The following is a 16009-nucleotide window of genomic DNA, read 5'->3' as shown; positions in this document are numbered from 1 at the left end:
GGGTCGGCCGGCGTGGCCGGACCAGGGAGGGTGGGCCGCCCGGAGCCGTTGTCCTGGCGGGGCGTCTGGTACTGGCCGGTGGAGCCGTTGTCCTGGTGCGGGGCCGGGTATTGGCCGGTGGAGCCGTTGTCCTGGCGGGGCGTCTGGTACTGGCCCGTGGAGCCGTTGTCCTGGTGCGTGGCAGGGTACTGGCCGGTCGAGCCGTTGTCGTAGGACTGCGGCGCCGGGTACTGGCCCGACGTGGACGAGTCGCGTCGGCCGCCCGGCGTGCCGAAGACGTCCGGGCGGACGAACGAACCCTGCCCCTGCTGTGCGTTCGCGCCGGGACCGAACGGGTCCGCGTGCTGGGCGGCGCCGAAGTCGGCCGGCGAGCCGAGACCCTGCCGGTCGTCGTCACGCGGCACGGCCGGCATCTCCGCCGTCGCGCCGGGACCCTGGCGCTCGTCGCCGCGCTGCAGCGAGGACGTACGGGAGACGTCCGGCTGCTCCTCGTGGCCACGGGGGGCGTCCAGCGAGGCACGCGGCACCGGCGGCTGGGCGTTCTCGTCGCTCCAGCTCGGCACGCGCTGCTGCGCATCACCACCGGGCAGCTCGGCACGCGGACCACCGCGCGGCGGCAGCTGGGGCCTGCGGCCCTTGCCCTGCTCGGCGTTGCCGCCCTGCTTCTTCCGGCTCCGGCCACCGCCGAAGGCGTCCTGGCCCTGCTGCGGCCCGTTGGTGCCCGCGGCCTGCAGACCCTGCGGGGCGCCCGGCGCCTGCTGACCGAACCCGGCACCGGCCGGAGCGGGACGGCCCTGCGGGGGGCCACTCTGCTCGAACGACGACGGGCCGGGACCCTGCGGTCCACGCGCACCGCCCTGGCCTCCGGGACGGCCACCGTCCCCGTCGCGCCCGGGCAGCGCGGCCCGCGGGCTCTGACCGGGAGCGAGCCGGCCACCGCCGGCACCACCGAAGGCACCGCCGGACGCACCGGCCCCGAGGGCACCGCCGCCCTGCCCGGAACCGGCGGCACGCCGCGCCGCGGCCGCACCGGCGGCGGCCTGCGCGGCGGCGGGACCACCACCGACCGGCGGCTGACCGGGCTGCTTGGGCTGGGGCTTCCTGCCGCCCTGGGCGACATCGACGGGCAGCATGACCAGCGCGGTCGTACCACCGGAGTCGGACGGGCGCAGCTGGATGCGGATGCCGTGCCGCTGGGACAGGCGGCCGACCACGAACAGACCCATGCGGCGGGAGACGGAGACGTCCACCGTCGGGGGAGAGGCGAGCCGCTCGTTGATCGCCGCGAGGTCCTCCGGCGACAGACCGATACCGGTGTCGTGGATCTCGATCAGCACCCGGCCGTCGGGCAGCGCGTGACCGGTGACCTTGACCTTGGTCTGCGGCGAGGAGAACGAGGTCGCGTTCTCCAGCAGCTCGGCGAGGAGGTGCACGAGGTCGTTGACGACCCGGCCGGCCACTTCGGTGGTCGGCACCGAGGCCAGTTCGATGCGCTCGTACTGCTCCACCTCGGACGCGGCGGCGCGAAGCACGTCGACCAGCGGCACCGGACGGGTCCAGCGGCGGCCGGGCTCCTCGCCCGCGAGGACGAGGAGGTTCTCACCGTTACGGCGCATGCGGGTCGCGAGGTGGTCGAGCTTGAACAGCGAGGACAGCTGGTCCGGGTCGGCCTCGCGGGACTCCAGTTCGGAGATGAGCGACAGCTGGCGCTGGATCAGACCCTGGGAGCGGCGCGAGAGGTTGGTGAACATCGCGTTGACGTTGCCCCGGAGCAGCGCCTGCTCGGCGGCGAGGCGGACCGCCTCGCGGTGCACGTCGTCGAAGGCCGCGGCCACTCGGCCGATCTCGTCCCGGGAGTGCACACCGACCGACTCCACGGACGTGTCGACGTCCTGCGGGTCGGACTCGGACAGCTGCTTGACCAGCTCGGGCAGGCGGTCGGAGGCGACCTTGGTCGCGGTGTCCTCCAGCCGGCGCAGCGAGCGGATCATGGACCGCGCCACGACGAAGGCGCCGACCAGCGACACACCCAGCACGATCAGGATCAGGGCACCGGAGATGATCGCGTCGCGCTCGGTGGCGCTGCGCAGCTCGCGGGCCTTCTGCTCCATCTCCTCGAGCAGTGTGTGCTCGATGTTCTTCATCTGCTGGATCTTGGTGGAGCTGTCGTCCAGCCAGTCGCGGTAGGACCGCTTGTCCTGCTGGGCGAGACCGCTCGCGGAGACCAGGGCGCGGCCCGCGTAGGTGTCGGTCGCCTTGATCGTGGAGTTGCCGCCGTCCTCGATCGGCTTCAGCAGCTCGGCGGCGGCGTCCTCGCCGTAGATGCTCTTGAAGCTGCGGATCTCGGAGTTCTGGCTCTCCAGGGCCGACTCGGCGTAGAGCCGGTCGTTCGGCGAGAGCTTGCCGGTCGTGGTGTTGCTCGCGGGCAGTGCCGCGGCCAGGGCCGCGCGCTGGATCGAGGAGTACTCCTTGGCGGAGGAGAACGCCGCGAGCGCACGCGTGCGCTGGATCATGTCCGGGTTGCTGGTCGCCTCGGCCATGTCCTGGGAGAGGTCGATCAGGTTCTCGATCAGGCGGTGGTACGCCTCGACCGTCTGCGTGGAGTTGCCCTCGGAGGCGTAGGCGCCCTTGCGGATCTGCTCCAGGTCACCCAGCTCGCCGGCGAGCTGGACGAGGTACTCGCGGACGCCCTTGAGGTTGCCGTCCTTGCTGGCGCCGTCGATCTCCTCGGAACTGTCGAGGAAGTTCTTCATCGCCCGGTCGGTCTTCTCGCGAAGCCCCTTGACCGCGAAGTCGGTCGCCTTGCCGCCGTGCGCGAGCGGGCCGGCCGACTGGTCGCGCTCTTCCTGGAGCGCGGCCGACAGTTCGGTGGCCTGCTTGGTCATGTCCGTCAGCAGCTTCATGTTGTCGAGCTGCTGGATGTCGTCCATGGACTGGTTGATACGCAGTGCGCCCAGCGAGGTGGCCGCGACCACCGGGAGGGCGAGCAGCGACACCAGTCGCGTCGAGATGCGCCAGTTGCGCAGGGCTATTCGCGGCCCGGGGCCGGTCGGGCCCGTCGGCGGCTTCAGCGCCGGGGAAGGGCCCGCGGACCCCGAGGGGGTCGACGTGCCGGGGCGCCCCGAGCGCTCACCGCCGTCACCGGCCGGGCCCTGGTTCTGGGCGTGCTGGGGCGAGGGGCCGCCAGTCATGGGGCCAGTCCCGCCGCGCGGCTCCGGCTCCGCCGAAGCGTTGCCATCCCTCTTGAAACGTCCCTGCACTAGCGTCGCAACCTCTGGACCAGGCACCCCGTCGTCTGAACGGCGGGACACGGTGTCGGCGTTCTGGGGACGCCCTGAAAACGCCCCCGTGGTGGTCTTGAGTGACCGGCGCTGGCTCCCCCTTCTCGCCGCCACTCGGCGCGACTGTGCGCCCCCTGTGCGCCGGCTCGATCCTGCGGCGGTCCGTGAGATTCCAGCACAGCACAGGATCTCCAACAAGGCCCGTAGGCCGAGCCGTGATGTAGGTGACACCACGTGAGTGCCGGATCACCGGTCGTGGAAGGCGAGTTCACCCATTTCGGGCGTAAGTCCGCGAGTCGCCGAGCGGTGCCGGGTGTCCCAGTCGCCATGATCAGGAGCGGAATGATGGCTTCAGTGGGTCAATGCCCGTTTCGTCACCCTGGGGTGCGAGTCCGGATTGACCGATTCGCCCACTGGTTCGTGAGGAAACTCACACACTGATCATGGCCTTCGCGCGAACGGGCCGGGGAATCGCATGTTTAGCCTGACGCTTTACAGCGATGGCACAACCGACAACCCGCGCCCGTGCGGAGGTTTCCCACACCCTCCCGGCGCCCGTCACAGGACAGGGTCAAGTAAACAGTGAAGACGACGATGTTCCACAAGATCGCCAACCCGCGACGCACGACGCTGGCTCACTTGGACGACGCCGACGAACTGCAGACGCCGGAGCAGCCGGAGCACCCCGTCGACCTCCCGGCCCAGACCGCAAACCCCAAGCGCACCATCCTCATGGAGATCCCCGTCGCGGCCGCCGCCGCGGAATGACACCTGGTAGTACGCGTGCCGGCCGCCGGATGCTCATGACGGCAGGGCACGGATTTCCGAGGGGCGCCCCGAGTGACGGGGCGCCCCTTCACAATGCGCGGGGCGGGAAGACCTCCCCGCGTTAGCCTGGACCGTCAGACTCCAGCCGCTTCAGTCAAGGGGCCAAGCATCCCGTGCGCATCGCCAGGTTCTCCATCGACGGGAACGTCGCCTTCGGCGCCATCGAGGGCGACAAGCAGGACGAACTCGTCCTGGACATCATCAAGGGCATCCCGTTCGCGGACTTCGAGCTCTCCGGCACGAAGGTGCCGGTCGGCAAGGTCAGGCTGCTGCCGCCGGTGCTGCCCAACAAGGTCGTGGCCTTCGGCCGCAACTACGCGGAGCACGCCCGCGAGCTGGGCAACGAGGTGCCCGACGCCCCCTTCGCCTTCTTCAAGCCGTCCACCTCGGTGATCGGACCGGGTGACGAGATCCAGTACCCCACCTTCTCCGAGGAGGTGCACCACGAGGCCGAGCTGGCCGTCGTGATCGGCCGGATGTGCCGCGAGGTCCCGCGTGAGCGCGTCAAGGACGTCATCTTCGGCTACACCTGCGCCAACGACATCACCGCCCGCGACGTGCAGAGGCGCGAGAAGCAGTGGGCCCGGGCCAAGGGCTTCGACAGCTCCTGCCCCCTCGGCCCCTGGGTGGAGACGGACCTGGACGCGAGCGACCTCACCATCCAGCTCACGGTCAACGGCCGGCAGCGCCAGCTGGGCCGGACCAGCGAGATGATCCACTCCGTCGAGGATCTGATCGTCAACATCTCCGAGGCCATGACGCTGCTCCCCGGCGACGTGATCCTCACGGGCACCCCGGCTGGGGTCGGCCCCCTGAACGTCGGCGACGAGGTCGCCGTCACCATCGAAGGCATCGGCACTCTCACCAACAAGGTTGTCAAGCGTGGCTAGCGCACCCGGCTCTCCTGTACGCGTCCGTTTCTGTCCGTCGCCCACCGGTAACCCGCACGTGGGCCTGGTGCGCACCGCCCTGTTCAACTGGGCGTTCGCCAAGCACCACCAGGGCACCCTGGTCTTCCGCATCGAGGACACCGACGCCGCCCGCGACTCCGAGGAGTCGTACACCCAGCTGCTCGACTCGATGCGCTGGCTGGGCTTCGACTGGGACGAGGGCCCCGAGGTCGGCGGCCCGCACGCGCCGTACCGCCAGTCGCAGCGCATGGATCTGTACAAGGACGTCGCGCAGAAGCTGCTCGACGCCGGCCACGCCTACCGCTGCTACTGCTCCCAGGACGAGCTGGACACCCGCCGCGAGGCCGCCCGCGCCGCCGGCAAGCCCTCCGGCTACGACGGCCACTGCCGCGAGCTGACCGCCGCCCAGGTCGAGGAGTACCAGGCCCAGGGCCGGGAGCCGATCGTCCGTTTCCGGATGCCCGACGAGACGATCACCTTCACCGACCTGGTCCGCGGCGAGCTGACCTTCACGCCGGAGAACGTCCCGGACTTCGGGCTCGTCCGTGCCAACGGGGCCCCGCTGTACACCTTGGTCAACCCGGTCGACGACGCCCTGATGGAGATCACCCACGTCCTGCGCGGCGAGGACCTGCTCTCCTCCACCCCGCGCCAGATCGCCCTGTACAAAGCGCTGATCGAGCTGGGCGTCGCCAAGGAGATCCCGTCCTTCGGCCACCTGCCGTACGTGATGGGCGAGGGCAACAAGAAGCTCTCCAAGCGCGACCCGCAGTCCTCCCTCAACCTCTACCGGGAGCGCGGCTTCCTCCCCGAGGGCCTGCTCAACTACCTCTCCCTGCTCGGCTGGTCCCTCTCGGCCGACCAGGACGTCTTCTCGGTCGACGAGATGATCGCCGCCTTCGAGATCTCCGACGTGAACCCGAACCCGGCCCGCTTCGACCTCAAGAAGTGCGAAGCCATCAACGGCGACCACATCCGCCTGCTGGACGTGAAGGACTTCACGGAGCGCTGCCGCCCGTGGCTCCAGGCGCCGTTCGCCCCCTGGGCCCCGGAGGCCTTCGACGAGGCCAAGTGGCAGGCCATCGCGCCGCACGCCCAGACCCGCCTCAAGGTGCTCTCCGAAATCACCGACAACGTCGACTTCCTCTTCCTGCCGGAGCCGGTGGAGGACGAGGCCAGCTGGACGAAGGCGATGAAGGAGGGCTCGGACGCCCTGCTGCGCACGGCCCGCGAGAAGCTGGAGGCCGCCGACTGGACCTCCGCCGAGTCGCTCAAGGAGGCCGTCCTGGCGGCCGGTGAGGCCCACGGCCTGAAGCTCGGCAAGGCCCAGGCCCCCGTGCGCGTCGCCGTCACCGGCCGCACGGTCGGGCTGCCGCTGTTCGAGTCCCTGGAGGTCCTCGGCAAGGAGACCACCCTGGCCAGGATCGACGCGGCGCTGGCGAAGCTGGCCGCGTAGCACCACCCGGTACGGCGAGGGCCGACCTGGCACTCTCCGGGAGCATGAACCCGGGCTGAGAGCGGAACGCGGTGGGTACGGTCGGAGCATGAGCATCCAAGCCGTGGTCTGGGACGTCGACGACACCCTCTTCGACTACACCACCGCCGACCGCCTCGGTATGCGCGCCCACCTGACGGCCGAGGGCTTGCTCGACCGCTACGACGGCGTCGAGCAGGCCCTCGACCACTGGCGGGAGATCACCCACCTGCAGTGGGCACGCTTCGCGGCCGGCGAGGCCACCTTCGAGGCCCAGCGGCGCGACCGGGTGCGGATCTTCCTGGGCCGGGAGCTCACCGACGCCGAGGCCGACGCGTGGTTCCAGCGGTACATCACCCATTACGAGGCGGTCTGGGCCCTCTTCCCGGACGTCCTGCCCGTCCTCGACGCCCTCGCCGCCAGCCACCGGCACGCGGTGCTCTCCAACTCCAGCCTTCACGTCCAGGACCGCAAGCTGCGCGCCCTCGGCGTCCACGACCGCTTCGAGACCATCCTGTGCGCGGCCGAGCTCGGCATCTCCAAGCCCGAGGCCGGGGCGTTCCTCGCCGCCTGCGAATTCCTCGGGCTGCCGCCGCACCAGGTCGCCTACGTCGGCGATCACCCGGAGATCGACGGCCGGGGTGCCGCCGACGCCGGACTGCTGTCGGTGTGGATCGACCGCGGTGGTCTGTACGCGACGGTCGACCCGCCCGTCGGGCCGCACCGCATCACCTCCCTCGCCGAACTGCCGTCCCTGCTCGGCCCGGATACTCGTTTTGGAGCCCCGTCCACCTTCGGGTAATGTTCTTCCTGCGCCGCGGGAGCGGGCCGGAAGGCCGGAACCCCAGGCGCACAACTAGAACAAATCCCCTGCGGGGGCTTGCGTTCCAGTGGCCTATGGTGTAATTGGCAGCACGACTGATTCTGGTTCAGTTAGTCTTGGTTCGAGTCCAGGTAGGCCAGCTCGCAGAGCTCATCTGCATCGCCCCCGTTGTGTAGCGGCCTAGCACGCTGCCCTCTCAAGGCAGTAGCGCCGGTTCGAATCCGGTCGGGGGTACTGGTTCCGAGCGATCGATGATCATCTCGGGACTGCTAGGGCCCCCGTTGTGTAGCGGCCTAGCACGCCGCCCTCTCAAGGCGGTAGCGCCGGTTCGAATCCGGTCGGGGGTACTGACTGGTCTAAACCACATTGGTCTATGGTGTAATTGGCAGCACGGCTGATTCTGGTTCAGTTAGTCTTGGTTCGAGTCCAGGTAGACCAGCTCGGACCTGCGGAAACGCAGTGTCCAGGCCCCCGTTGTGTAGCGGCCTAGCACGCCGCCCTCTCAAGGCGGTAGCGCCGGTTCGAATCCGGTCGGGGGTACACATCGCAGCAGGCCCCTCACTTCGGTGAGGGGCCTGCTGCGTATGCCTCAGGGGCGCGGGGACTGCGCGAACAACCACTGACGGCCCGCACTCGACGACGAAACGGTCCCTGCGCTGGCGCTGAGTCGGGGACGGCCTGCCGCGGCGTTGAGGCGAGCCCTCCCCGAAACGTCTGGTCGCTTCAGCCGGTACGCCGCAACGCCTCGGAGAGGCGCCCCGCGGCATCGATCACGGCCTGGGCGTGCATACGGCCAGGGTGGCGGCTCAGCCGCTCGATCGGCCCGGACACCGACACCGCCGCCACCACGCGGTTCGACGGCCCCCGCACCGGCGCGGACACCGACGCGACGCCCGGCTCCCGTTCACCGATCGACTGCGCCCAGCCCCGCCGCCGCACACCCGACAGGGCCGTCGCCGTGAAGCGCGCCCCCTGCAGGCCGCGGTGCAGTCGCTCCGGTTCCTCCCAGGCCATCAGGATCTGAGCCGAGGAGCCGGCCTTCATCGTGAGGGTCGAACCGACCGGGACCGTGTCCCGCAGGCCGGACAGGCGCTCCGCAGCGGCGACGCAGATGCGCATGTCGCCCTGGCGGCGGTAGAGCTGCGCGCTCTCGCCCGTGATGTCACGAAGGTGCGTGAGCACCGGACCGGCGGTGGCGAGGAGACGGTCCTCACCCGCGGCCGCCGCAAGCTCTGCCAGGCGAGGGCCGAGAATGAAACGGCCCTGCATGTCGCGCGCCACCATGCGGTGGTGTTCCAGGGCCACGGCCAGGCGGTGGGCCGTGGGTCGTGCCAGTCCGGTGGCACCGACCAGACCCGCGAGGGTGGCCGGACCGGACTCCAGAGCGCTCAGGACGAGGGCCGCCTTGTCCAGAACGCCGACGCCGCTACTGTTGTCCATGAAACGATACTTGCGTCTCACTCTGTGAAACGCAAGTTCAAATTTCCGTGGAACGCGCCACCCTGGAATCACGAAGTCACAACGGCCCGTGACGTAAGGGCCTGGTGGTGCGTGCCCGGGATCAGGGGTACGGGCACCGCCTCCTCAAGATCTCTAGTTGGGTCGGCGGACCGTAGCCGACCGGAGGGAACAGCGATGGGTAGGACACTCGCGGAGAAAGTCTGGGACGACCATGTCGTCCGGCGCGCGGAGGGCGAGCCCGACCTTCTCTTCATCGATCTGCACCTGCTGCACGAGGTGACCAGCCCGCAGGCGTTCGACGGTCTGCGCAAGAGCGGCCGTACCGTGCGCCGGCTGGACCTCACCATCGCGACCGAGGACCACAACACCCCGACCCTGGACATCGACAAGCCGATCGCGGACCCGGTCTCGCGGATCCAGCTGGAGACGCTGCGCAAGAACGCCGCCGACTTCGGGGTGCGCCTGCACCCGCTGGGCGACGTCGAGCAGGGAGTCGTGCACGTGGTGGGCCCGCAGCTGGGTCTGACCCAGCCCGGCACCACCGTGGTGTGCGGTGACTCCCACACCTCCACGCACGGCGCTTTCGGCGCGCTGGCGTTCGGCATCGGCACCTCCCAGGTGGAGCACGTGCTGGCCACCCAGACCCTGCCGATGTCCCGCCCGAAGACCATGGCGATCACGGTCGAAGGTGAACTGCCCGACGGCGTCACCGCCAAGGACCTGATCCTGGCGATCATCGCGAAGATCGGCACGGGCGGCGGGCAGGGCTACGTCCTGGAGTACCGCGGCGAGGCCATCGAGAAGCTGTCGATGGAAGCGCGGATGACCATCTGCAACATGTCGATCGAGGCCGGGGCCCGCGCGGGCATGATCGCCCCGGACGAGACGACCTTCGCCTACCTCAAGGGCCGTCCGCACGCCCCCGAGGGCGCCGACTGGGACGCGGCGGTGGAGTACTGGAAGACGCTGCGCACGGATGAGGACGCGGTGTTCGACGCCGAGGTCGTCATCGACGCCGCCGCGCTGTCGCCGTTCGTCACCTGGGGTACCAACCCCGGGCAGGGCGCACCGCTTTCGGCGGCCGTCCCCGATCCCGCTTCGTACGAAGACGCATCGGAGCGCTTCGCCGCCGAAAAGGCCCTGGAGTACATGGGGTTGGAGGCCGGACAGCCGCTGCGTTCCATCAAGGTGGACACCGTCTTCGTAGGCTCGTGCACCAACGGCCGCATCGAGGACCTGCGCGCCGCGGCCGAACTGCTCAAGGACCGCAAAGTCGCCGACGGCGTACGGATGCTGGTCGTCCCGGGCTCCGCGCGGGTCGGTCTGCAGGCAGTCTCCGAGGGCCTGGACGTGGTGTTCAAGGAGGCCGGCGCCGAATGGCGGCACGCGGGCTGCTCGATGTGCCTGGGCATGAACCCCGACCAGCTCGCCCCCGGTGAGCGCTCCGCGTCCACCTCCAACCGCAACTTCGAGGGGCGGCAGGGCAAGGGCGGCCGCACCCACCTGGTGTCCCCGCAGGTCGCGGCCGCCACCGCCGTCCTGGGCCACCTGGCCTCCCCGGCCGACCTGTCCGACGCCGACGCCCCCACGCCCGCTGGAGTCTGATCACTCATGGAAGCCTTCACCACCCACACCGGCCGGGCCGTCCCGCTGCGCCGCTCCAACGTCGACACCGACCAGATCATCCCCGCCCACTGGCTCAAGAAGGTCACGCGCGACGGGTTCGAGGACGGGCTGTTCGAGGCCTGGCGCAAGGACGAGACCTTCGTGCTCAACCAGAGCGAGCGCAAGGGCGCGACCGTGCTGGTCGCCGGTCCCGACTTCGGCACCGGCTCCTCGCGTGAGCACGCCGTCTGGGCGCTGCAGAACTACGGCTTCAAGGCCGTGATCTCCTCCCGCTTCGCCGACATCTTCCGCGGAAACTCGCTCAAGAACGGCCTGCTCACGGTCGTTCTGGAGCAGAAGACCGTGGACGCGCTGTGGGAGCTCACCGAGAAGGACCCGCAGGCCGAGATCACCGTCGACCTGGAGAGCCGCGAGGTGCGCGCCGAGGGCATCACCGCCGCCTTCGAGCTGGACGAGAACTCCCGCTGGCGGCTGCTGAACGGCCTCGACGACATCTCGATCACCCTGCGGAACGAGGCGGACATCTCCGCGTACGAGGCGAAGCGCCCGGCGTTCAAGCCGCGGACGCTCCCGGTCTGATCCCAGGCACGGCCCGCCGCCTTCGGACAAGGCGACTTTCGGCCACCGCAACACCCTCTCTGTACCCCCGATCGGTCCGATCGGGGGTACAGCTGTGTCTGCACCCGAACGGCCCTGCCCACCCCCTGTTCGGCTGCCAACTTCCCGCGTTATGCCGGTGGTTGCTGGGGTACGCGAGGGGTACAGCCGTGACTTCCACGTGTGCCCGGAAGGCCGTTTGAGGCGTCAGTTGTCCCCTGCGCAGGCGACAACTCGCCCCAGATGGCACAATCTGTGCATGGAACACGACGGCCAACTCGAGCTCTATGCGGCAGTCGCGGACCAACTCAAGGAAGCGCACACAAGGGTGCGCGCACTGCAAGTCCCGGAGGGCGTACGGATGGCGCTGACCCGGAAGCTGCTGGTCATTACGGCCGCGGCCAAGCACGATCTCGCCGACGCGGCAAGGCGGCTGGAGCGGTTCTCCGCGGACCTCGACGAGGGACGAATCCCCGACGAGGAACGCTGAACCCCGCGACACCATCGAGTTCGTTGCGGCACAAGGGTGATTAGCCCGTTTCGTGTTTGATTTGCGGTATATATCTGCCTAACGTGCGAAAAAGCTTGAACACTTTCGTTCTGGCGATGTCTCCGAAGGGGAAGACGTGAACAAGGCGCAGCTCGTAGAAGCGATTGCCGACAAGATGGGCGGCCGCCAGCAGGCCGCCGATGCCGTCGACCATGTACTGGACGCCATCGTCCGCGCGGTCGTCTCGGGTGAGCGGGTCTCGGTCACCGGCTTCGGTTCGTTCGAGAAGGTCGACCGTCCGGCCCGGTACGCCCGTAACCCCCAGACGGGCGAGCGTGTTCGGGTCAAGAAGACCTCCGTTCCGCGCTTCCGCGCCGGTCAGGGCTTCAAGGACCTGGTCAGCGGCTCGAAGAAGCTCCCCCGCGGCGGCGAGGTCTCCGTCAAGAAGGCGCCGAAGGGCAGCCTGACCGGCGGTGCCGGCGCGACGGTCAAGAAGGCCGCCGCGAAGAAGGCGACCACGAAGTCGGCCGCCGCCAAGAAGACCACCGCCAAGAAGACGACGGCGAAGAAGGCCACCACGAAGACCGCGGCCGCCAAGAAGACCACGGCGAAGAAGGCGCCCGCCAAGAAGACCACGGCGACGTCCAAGAGCACCGCCGCGAAGAAGACCACCGCGAAGAAGGCCCCGGCGAAGAAGGCCACGGCCAAGAAGGCGCCCGCCAAGAAGTCGACGGCGCGCAAGACCACCGCCAAGAAGACCACCGCCCGCAAGAAGTAAAGGGCGCTGGAGTACTCACGCGCCGGGCCGGACTCCGCACGGAGTCCGGCCCGCGGCGTGTTCAGGGAGTGGTCAGAGGGTCTGCAGGGTCACCAGAGTGATCCGGGGCGCGTCCTTCGCACCCTCCACCTCGATGCGCACCCGCTGGCCCGCGCGCAGCAGTCTGAGGCCCCCCGCGTCGAACGCGGCCGCGTCGAAGGGCAGTGGGGTGCCGTCGTCCAGAAGCACCTGCCCGCTGCGGCTTTCGGGGTCGTACGTGTACGCGGTCGCCTGCATGGCCGCAGCCTACTGCCCGGGTATCAGCAATCGCGCGGCGGCTGCGGCCGTATGAGGGCCGACCCCCAGGGCCAGCGCGCTGCGCAGGTCCTCGCCGGTGTCCACGTCCTGGCGTACGGAATCCACCGCGGTGAGCGGCAGTTCCACGGCGCCGGTGGCACGGTGCCGGGCCCTGGAATCCGTGCCGAAGGCCGGGCGCAATTCACGGCCCGGAGCGGCGGTCAGCAGAGTTGTGCCGATTGCGGCCGCGTCCGGGAGAAATGCGCGCGGGAATTCAGTGGCCGCATCGAGTACCCGGGACAATTCCGCGGGGCGCAGGGCCGGCAGATCGGCGTTGAGTGCGGCCACGGCACGGGCCGGACGGGCCGACCGTACGACCCGCGTCACGTGTGCGAGGGCGGCGTTGAGACCGCCGCCCGGCTCGTCGGGGACGATCGCGGCGCCCAGTGCCGCCAGCTCGCGGCCCGCACGGGCGTCGTCCGTGACGACTGCCACATCCCCCACCGCCGGGCAGGCCAGCGCGGCCGCCACCGTGTCCTGGGCGAAGGCCAGCGCCAGGTCCGGCCGCAGCCCGTCGTCCGCGGTGTCCGCAAGCCTGCTCTTGGCCTGGGCCAGGGGCTTCAGGGGTACGACCAGGGTCCACTGCACGGGTGTTCCGTCCTCCTCTTGTCGCGGTCATTGTCACCCGGGGCATCGGGCCGGCGGCGTGCCGGGGCGTACGGTGTTCTCGACAGACCGGCGGCCTGGGGCGACACTTGTGCGGGCCCCGTGGCCCCGGCTTCACGCCCTAGAGGAAGGTGTCCGCGTGCCCCGCCGCAGAATCGGCTTCTGGTACCGCTTCGCCGCGGTGATCTGCAAACCGCCGCTGGTGGTTCTGCTCAAGCGGGACTGGCGTGGAATGGAGAACATTCCGACCGAGGGTGGATTTATCACCGCGGTGAACCACAATTCGCACATCGACCCCTTCGGTTACGCGCACTTTCAGTACAACACCGGGCGCGTCCCGCGATTCCTCGCGAAGAGCGGGCTTTTCAGGAAGGGATTCGTCGGGGCCGCGATGCGGGGCACCGGGCAGATCCCCGTCTACCGCGAGAGCACGGACGCGCTGAGCGCTTTCCGGGCCGCGATCGAAGCCGTGGACCGCGGGGAATGCGTCGCCTTCTATCCCGAGGGCACCCTCACCCGCGACCCGGACGGCTGGCCCATGACCGGCAAGACCGGGGCCGCGCGGGTCGCGCTGCAGACCAAGTGCCCGGTGATCCCCGTGGCCCAGTGGGGCTGCAACGAGCTGCTGCCGCCGTACGCGAAGAAGCCGCACCTTCTGCCGCGCAAGACGCACCGCGTGCTCGCCGGGCCGCCCGTGGACCTCGCGCAGTTCTACGACCGGGAGATGACCGCGGATCTGCTGAAGGAGGCAACGGAGGCCATCATGGCCGCCGTCACCGGTCAGCTGGAGCTGATCCGCGGCGAGAAGGCGCCCGAGACGCCGTACGACCCGCGCCGGGAGCGGATCGAGCAGCGGCGCCGCACGCACACACAGACGCAGATGCACCAGAAGTCCGGGCAGACCGTGCAGGAAGAGGGGCTGGGCAAGTGAGCAAGCCGGTCAAGGCGGCGGTCCTGAGCGCCGGTTCGTGGGGTACGGCCTTCGGCATGGTGCTCGCCGACGCGGGGTGCGAGGTCACCCTGTGGGCGCGCCGCCCGGAGGTCGTGGAGGCGATCAACTCCTCGCGGACCAATCCCGACTACTTCCCGGGCGTCGAGCTCCCGGAGAACGTGCGGGCCACCGCCGATCCCGCGCAGGCCGCGGCGGACGCCGACTTCACGGTCCTGTCGGTGCCCTCGCAGACCCTGCGTGGCAACCTCGCCGACTGGAGCCCCCTGCTGGCCCCCGACACGGTCCTCGTGTCGCTGATGAAGGGCGTCGAGCTCGGCTCCGCGATGCGGATGAGCGAGGTCATCGACGACGTCGCCAAGGTCGGCCCGGACCGGATCGCCGTGGTGACGGGGCCCAACCTGGCCCGGGAGATCGCCGCGCGGATGCCGGCCGCGGCCGTGGTCGCCTGCACCGACGAGGCCGTGGCCCAGCGGCTCCAGACCGCCTGCCACACGCCGTACTTCCGTCCGTACACCAATACGGACGTGGTGGGCTGCGAACTGGGCGGAGCCGTGAAGAACGTCATCGGCCTCGCCGTGGGCATCGCGGACGGCATGGGACTCGGCGACAACGCCAAGGGCTCGCTCATCACCCGCGGTCTCGCCGAGACCACCCGGCTCGGCATGGCGCTCGGCGCCGACCCGCTGACCTTCTCCGGACTCGCGGGGCTGGGCGACCTGGTGGCCACCTGCTCCTCGCCGCTGTCGCGCAACCACACCTTCGGCACCAACCTCGGCAAGGGCATGACCCTGCAGGAGACCATCGCCGTCACCAAGCAGACCGCCGAGGGCGTCAAGTCCTGTGAGTCGGTGCTCGATCTGGCCCGCAGGCACGGCGTCGACATGCCGATCACGGAGACCGTCGTCGACATCGTGCACGAGGGCAAGCCCCCGGTGGTGGCCCTCAAGGAACTGATGTCGCGCAGCGCGAAGCCGGAACGACGCTGAGCGACGCGAGACCGACGGCGCTTACTGCGGGCCCTACCAACGGGTACCCTCAACGCGATATGAGCACCGAGAACCTCCCCCAGAGCCCCGAGCAGCCGCCTCGCAAGCCGCGTGTGGCCGTCGTGTTCGGCGGGCGCAGCTCCGAACACGGGATCTCCGTGGTCACCGCCGGCGCCGTCCTCAAGGCCATCGACCGGACGAAGTACGACGTCCTGCCGATCGGCATCACGCAGGACGGGCGTTGGGCGCTCACGGCGGACGAACCGGAGCGGATGGCGATCGTCGACCGGCGCCCGCCGAGCGTCGACCTGCTCGCCGAGTCCGCCGAGGGCGCGGTGATCCTCCCCGTCGACCCCGCCAGCCGCGAAGTCGTCTACAGCGAGCCGGGATCGGTGCCCAAGGCCCTCGGCGAGGTCGACGTGGTCTTCCCGGTGCTGCACGGCCCCTACGGCGAGGACGGCACTCTGCAGGGCCTTCTGGAGCTCTCCGGCGTCCCGTACGTGGGTTCGGGCGTGCTCGCCTCGGCCGTGGGCCAGGACAAGGAGTACATGAAGCGGGTGTTCACCTCCTTCGGGCTGAAGGTGGGCCCGTACGTGGTGATCCGCCCGCGCGAGTGGGAGCGCGACGAGGCCGCCGCCCGCAAGAAGATCGTCGACTTCGCCGGCGAGCACGGCTGGCCGCTGTTCGTGAAGCCCTCACGGGCCGGTTCCTCGATCGGCATCACCAAGGTCGACGACCTCTCCGGCCTCGACGAGGCGATCGCCGAGGCCCAGCGGCACGATCCCAAGATCCTCGTGGAGGCCGCGCTGCACGGCCGTGAGATCTGTCTCTTATACAAATCTGACGCTGCCGACGAACTC

General features: G+C 69.8%; 15 protein-coding genes and 5 tRNA genes. 16 read left to right on the top strand and 4 right to left on the bottom strand.

Annotation, left to right across the window (positions count from 1 at the left end):
* A partial coding sequence (locus tag C1J00_RS22275; RefSeq protein WP_245936447.1) for a sensor histidine kinase occupies positions 1 to 3260 on the bottom strand: 3260 nt, incomplete at its 3' end.
* A 603-nt stretch (positions 3261 to 3863) separates the two neighbouring features.
* Here C1J00_RS22275 and C1J00_RS22270 point away from each other — a divergent pair.
* From C1J00_RS22270 to C1J00_RS22230, 9 genes are all read left to right on the top strand, one after another.
* Complete coding sequence (locus C1J00_RS22270) at positions 3864 to 4049, top strand: hypothetical protein (protein ID WP_180989645.1); 186 nt, start codon at positions 3864 to 3866, stop codon at positions 4047 to 4049.
* Between the two features lie 173 nt (positions 4050 to 4222).
* On the top strand, positions 4223 to 4999 hold the full coding sequence (locus C1J00_RS22265; RefSeq protein WP_102910831.1) for a fumarylacetoacetate hydrolase family protein: 777 nt from the start codon (positions 4223 to 4225) through the stop codon (positions 4997 to 4999).
* Positions 4992 to 6476, top strand: a complete 1485-nt coding sequence (gene gltX, locus C1J00_RS22260) for a glutamate--tRNA ligase (RefSeq protein ID WP_102910830.1) — start codon at positions 4992 to 4994, stop codon at positions 6474 to 6476. Before C1J00_RS22265 ends, gltX begins: the two co-directional genes overlap by 8 nt.
* 88 nt (positions 6477 to 6564) lie before the next feature.
* Positions 6565 to 7296 carry an HAD family hydrolase gene (locus C1J00_RS22255; RefSeq protein WP_102910829.1) on the top strand — a complete coding sequence of 244 codons (732 nt, stop codon included), beginning with the start codon at positions 6565 to 6567 and terminating at the stop codon, positions 7294 to 7296.
* An 89-nt stretch (positions 7297 to 7385) separates the two neighbouring features.
* Positions 7386 to 7457 (top strand) — tRNA-Gln (locus tag C1J00_RS22250).
* A gap of 21 nt (positions 7458 to 7478) precedes the next feature.
* Positions 7479 to 7551, top strand: a tRNA-Glu gene (locus tag C1J00_RS22245).
* Positions 7552 to 7591: 40 nt separating this feature from the next.
* Positions 7592 to 7664: transfer RNA gene (locus C1J00_RS22240), tRNA-Glu, on the top strand.
* Positions 7665 to 7684: 20 nt separating this feature from the next.
* Positions 7685 to 7756 (top strand) — tRNA-Gln (locus C1J00_RS22235).
* Between the two features lie 28 nt (positions 7757 to 7784).
* Positions 7785 to 7857 (top strand) — tRNA-Glu (locus C1J00_RS22230).
* A gap of 183 nt (positions 7858 to 8040) precedes the next feature.
* Here the strand turns inward: C1J00_RS22230 and ndgR are convergent.
* Positions 8041 to 8757, bottom strand: a complete 717-nt coding sequence (ndgR, locus tag C1J00_RS22225) for an IclR family transcriptional regulator NdgR (RefSeq protein ID WP_102910828.1) — start codon at positions 8755 to 8757, stop codon at positions 8041 to 8043.
* Between the two features lie 195 nt (positions 8758 to 8952).
* On the opposite strand from ndgR, the gene leuC reads away from it, so the two are divergent.
* The 4 genes from leuC (at position 8953) to C1J00_RS22205 (ending at position 12269) form a co-directional block, all read left to right on the top strand.
* On the top strand, positions 8953 to 10383 hold the full coding sequence (leuC, locus tag C1J00_RS22220; protein WP_102910827.1) for a 3-isopropylmalate dehydratase large subunit: 1431 nt from the start codon (positions 8953 to 8955) through the stop codon (positions 10381 to 10383).
* Positions 10384 to 10389: 6 nt separating this feature from the next.
* Positions 10390 to 10983: a 3-isopropylmalate dehydratase small subunit gene (gene leuD, locus C1J00_RS22215; protein WP_102910826.1), complete on the top strand. Its 594-nt coding sequence runs from the start codon at positions 10390 to 10392 to the stop codon at positions 10981 to 10983.
* Positions 10984 to 11260: 277 nt separating this feature from the next.
* Positions 11261 to 11491 carry an SCO5555 family protein gene (locus C1J00_RS22210; RefSeq protein WP_033313195.1) on the top strand — a complete coding sequence of 77 codons (231 nt, stop codon included), beginning with the start codon at positions 11261 to 11263 and terminating at the stop codon, positions 11489 to 11491.
* Positions 11492 to 11627: 136 nt separating this feature from the next.
* Entirely contained in the window at positions 11628 to 12269 is a 642-nt protein-coding gene (locus C1J00_RS22205) for an HU family DNA-binding protein (protein ID WP_102910825.1), read from the top strand.
* Positions 12270 to 12341: 72 nt separating this feature from the next.
* On the opposite strand, the gene C1J00_RS22200 is transcribed toward C1J00_RS22205, so the two are convergent.
* Both C1J00_RS22200 and cofC read right to left on the bottom strand, forming a co-directional pair.
* On the bottom strand, positions 12342 to 12545 hold the full coding sequence (locus tag C1J00_RS22200; protein WP_102910824.1) for a hypothetical protein: 204 nt from the start codon (positions 12543 to 12545) through the stop codon (positions 12342 to 12344).
* 9 nt (positions 12546 to 12554) lie between these two features.
* The gene (cofC, locus tag C1J00_RS22195) at positions 12555 to 13193 is read right to left on the bottom strand and encodes a 2-phospho-L-lactate guanylyltransferase (protein ID WP_102910823.1); all 639 of its coding nucleotides are present in this window, start codon (positions 13191 to 13193) and stop codon (positions 12555 to 12557) included.
* A gap of 157 nt (positions 13194 to 13350) precedes the next feature.
* Here cofC and C1J00_RS22190 point away from each other — a divergent pair, with 157 nt between their 5' ends.
* The 3 genes from C1J00_RS22190 to C1J00_RS48570 all read left to right on the top strand — a co-directional run.
* Positions 13351 to 14142: a lysophospholipid acyltransferase family protein gene (locus C1J00_RS22190; RefSeq protein ID WP_102910822.1), complete on the top strand. Its 792-nt coding sequence runs from the start codon at positions 13351 to 13353 to the stop codon at positions 14140 to 14142.
* A complete protein-coding gene (locus tag C1J00_RS22185) occupies positions 14139 to 15149 on the top strand; it encodes an NAD(P)H-dependent glycerol-3-phosphate dehydrogenase (protein WP_102910821.1) in 1011 nt (336 codons plus the stop codon). Before C1J00_RS22190 ends, C1J00_RS22185 begins: the two co-directional genes overlap by 4 nt.
* 59 nt (positions 15150 to 15208) lie before the next feature.
* On the top strand, positions 15209 to 16009 hold an 801-nt coding region (locus tag C1J00_RS48570; protein ID WP_102910820.1), incomplete at its 3' end, for a D-alanine--D-alanine ligase.

The organism is Streptomyces cahuitamycinicus, assembly GCF_002891435.1.
Classification (GTDB): Bacteria; Actinomycetota; Actinomycetes; order Streptomycetales; family Streptomycetaceae; genus Streptomyces; species Streptomyces cahuitamycinicus.
This window is presented reverse-complemented; position numbering and strand designations above follow the sequence as displayed.

Coding starts and splice junctions, on each gene's coding strand:
- leuC (WP_102910827.1), top strand. CDS start 8,953: ATGGGTAGGACACTCGCGGAGAAAGTCTGGGACGACCATGTCGTCCGG.
- C1J00_RS22200 (WP_102910824.1), bottom strand. CDS start 12,545: ATGCAGGCGACCGCGTACACGTACGACCCCGAAAGCCGCAGCGGGCAG.
- leuD (WP_102910826.1), top strand. CDS start 10,390: ATGGAAGCCTTCACCACCCACACCGGCCGGGCCGTCCCGCTGCGCCGC.
- C1J00_RS22210 (WP_033313195.1), top strand. CDS start 11,261: ATGGAACACGACGGCCAACTCGAGCTCTATGCGGCAGTCGCGGACCAA.
- C1J00_RS22255 (WP_102910829.1), top strand. CDS start 6,565: ATGAGCATCCAAGCCGTGGTCTGGGACGTCGACGACACCCTCTTCGAC.
- ndgR (WP_102910828.1), bottom strand. CDS start 8,757: ATGGACAACAGTAGCGGCGTCGGCGTTCTGGACAAGGCGGCCCTCGTC.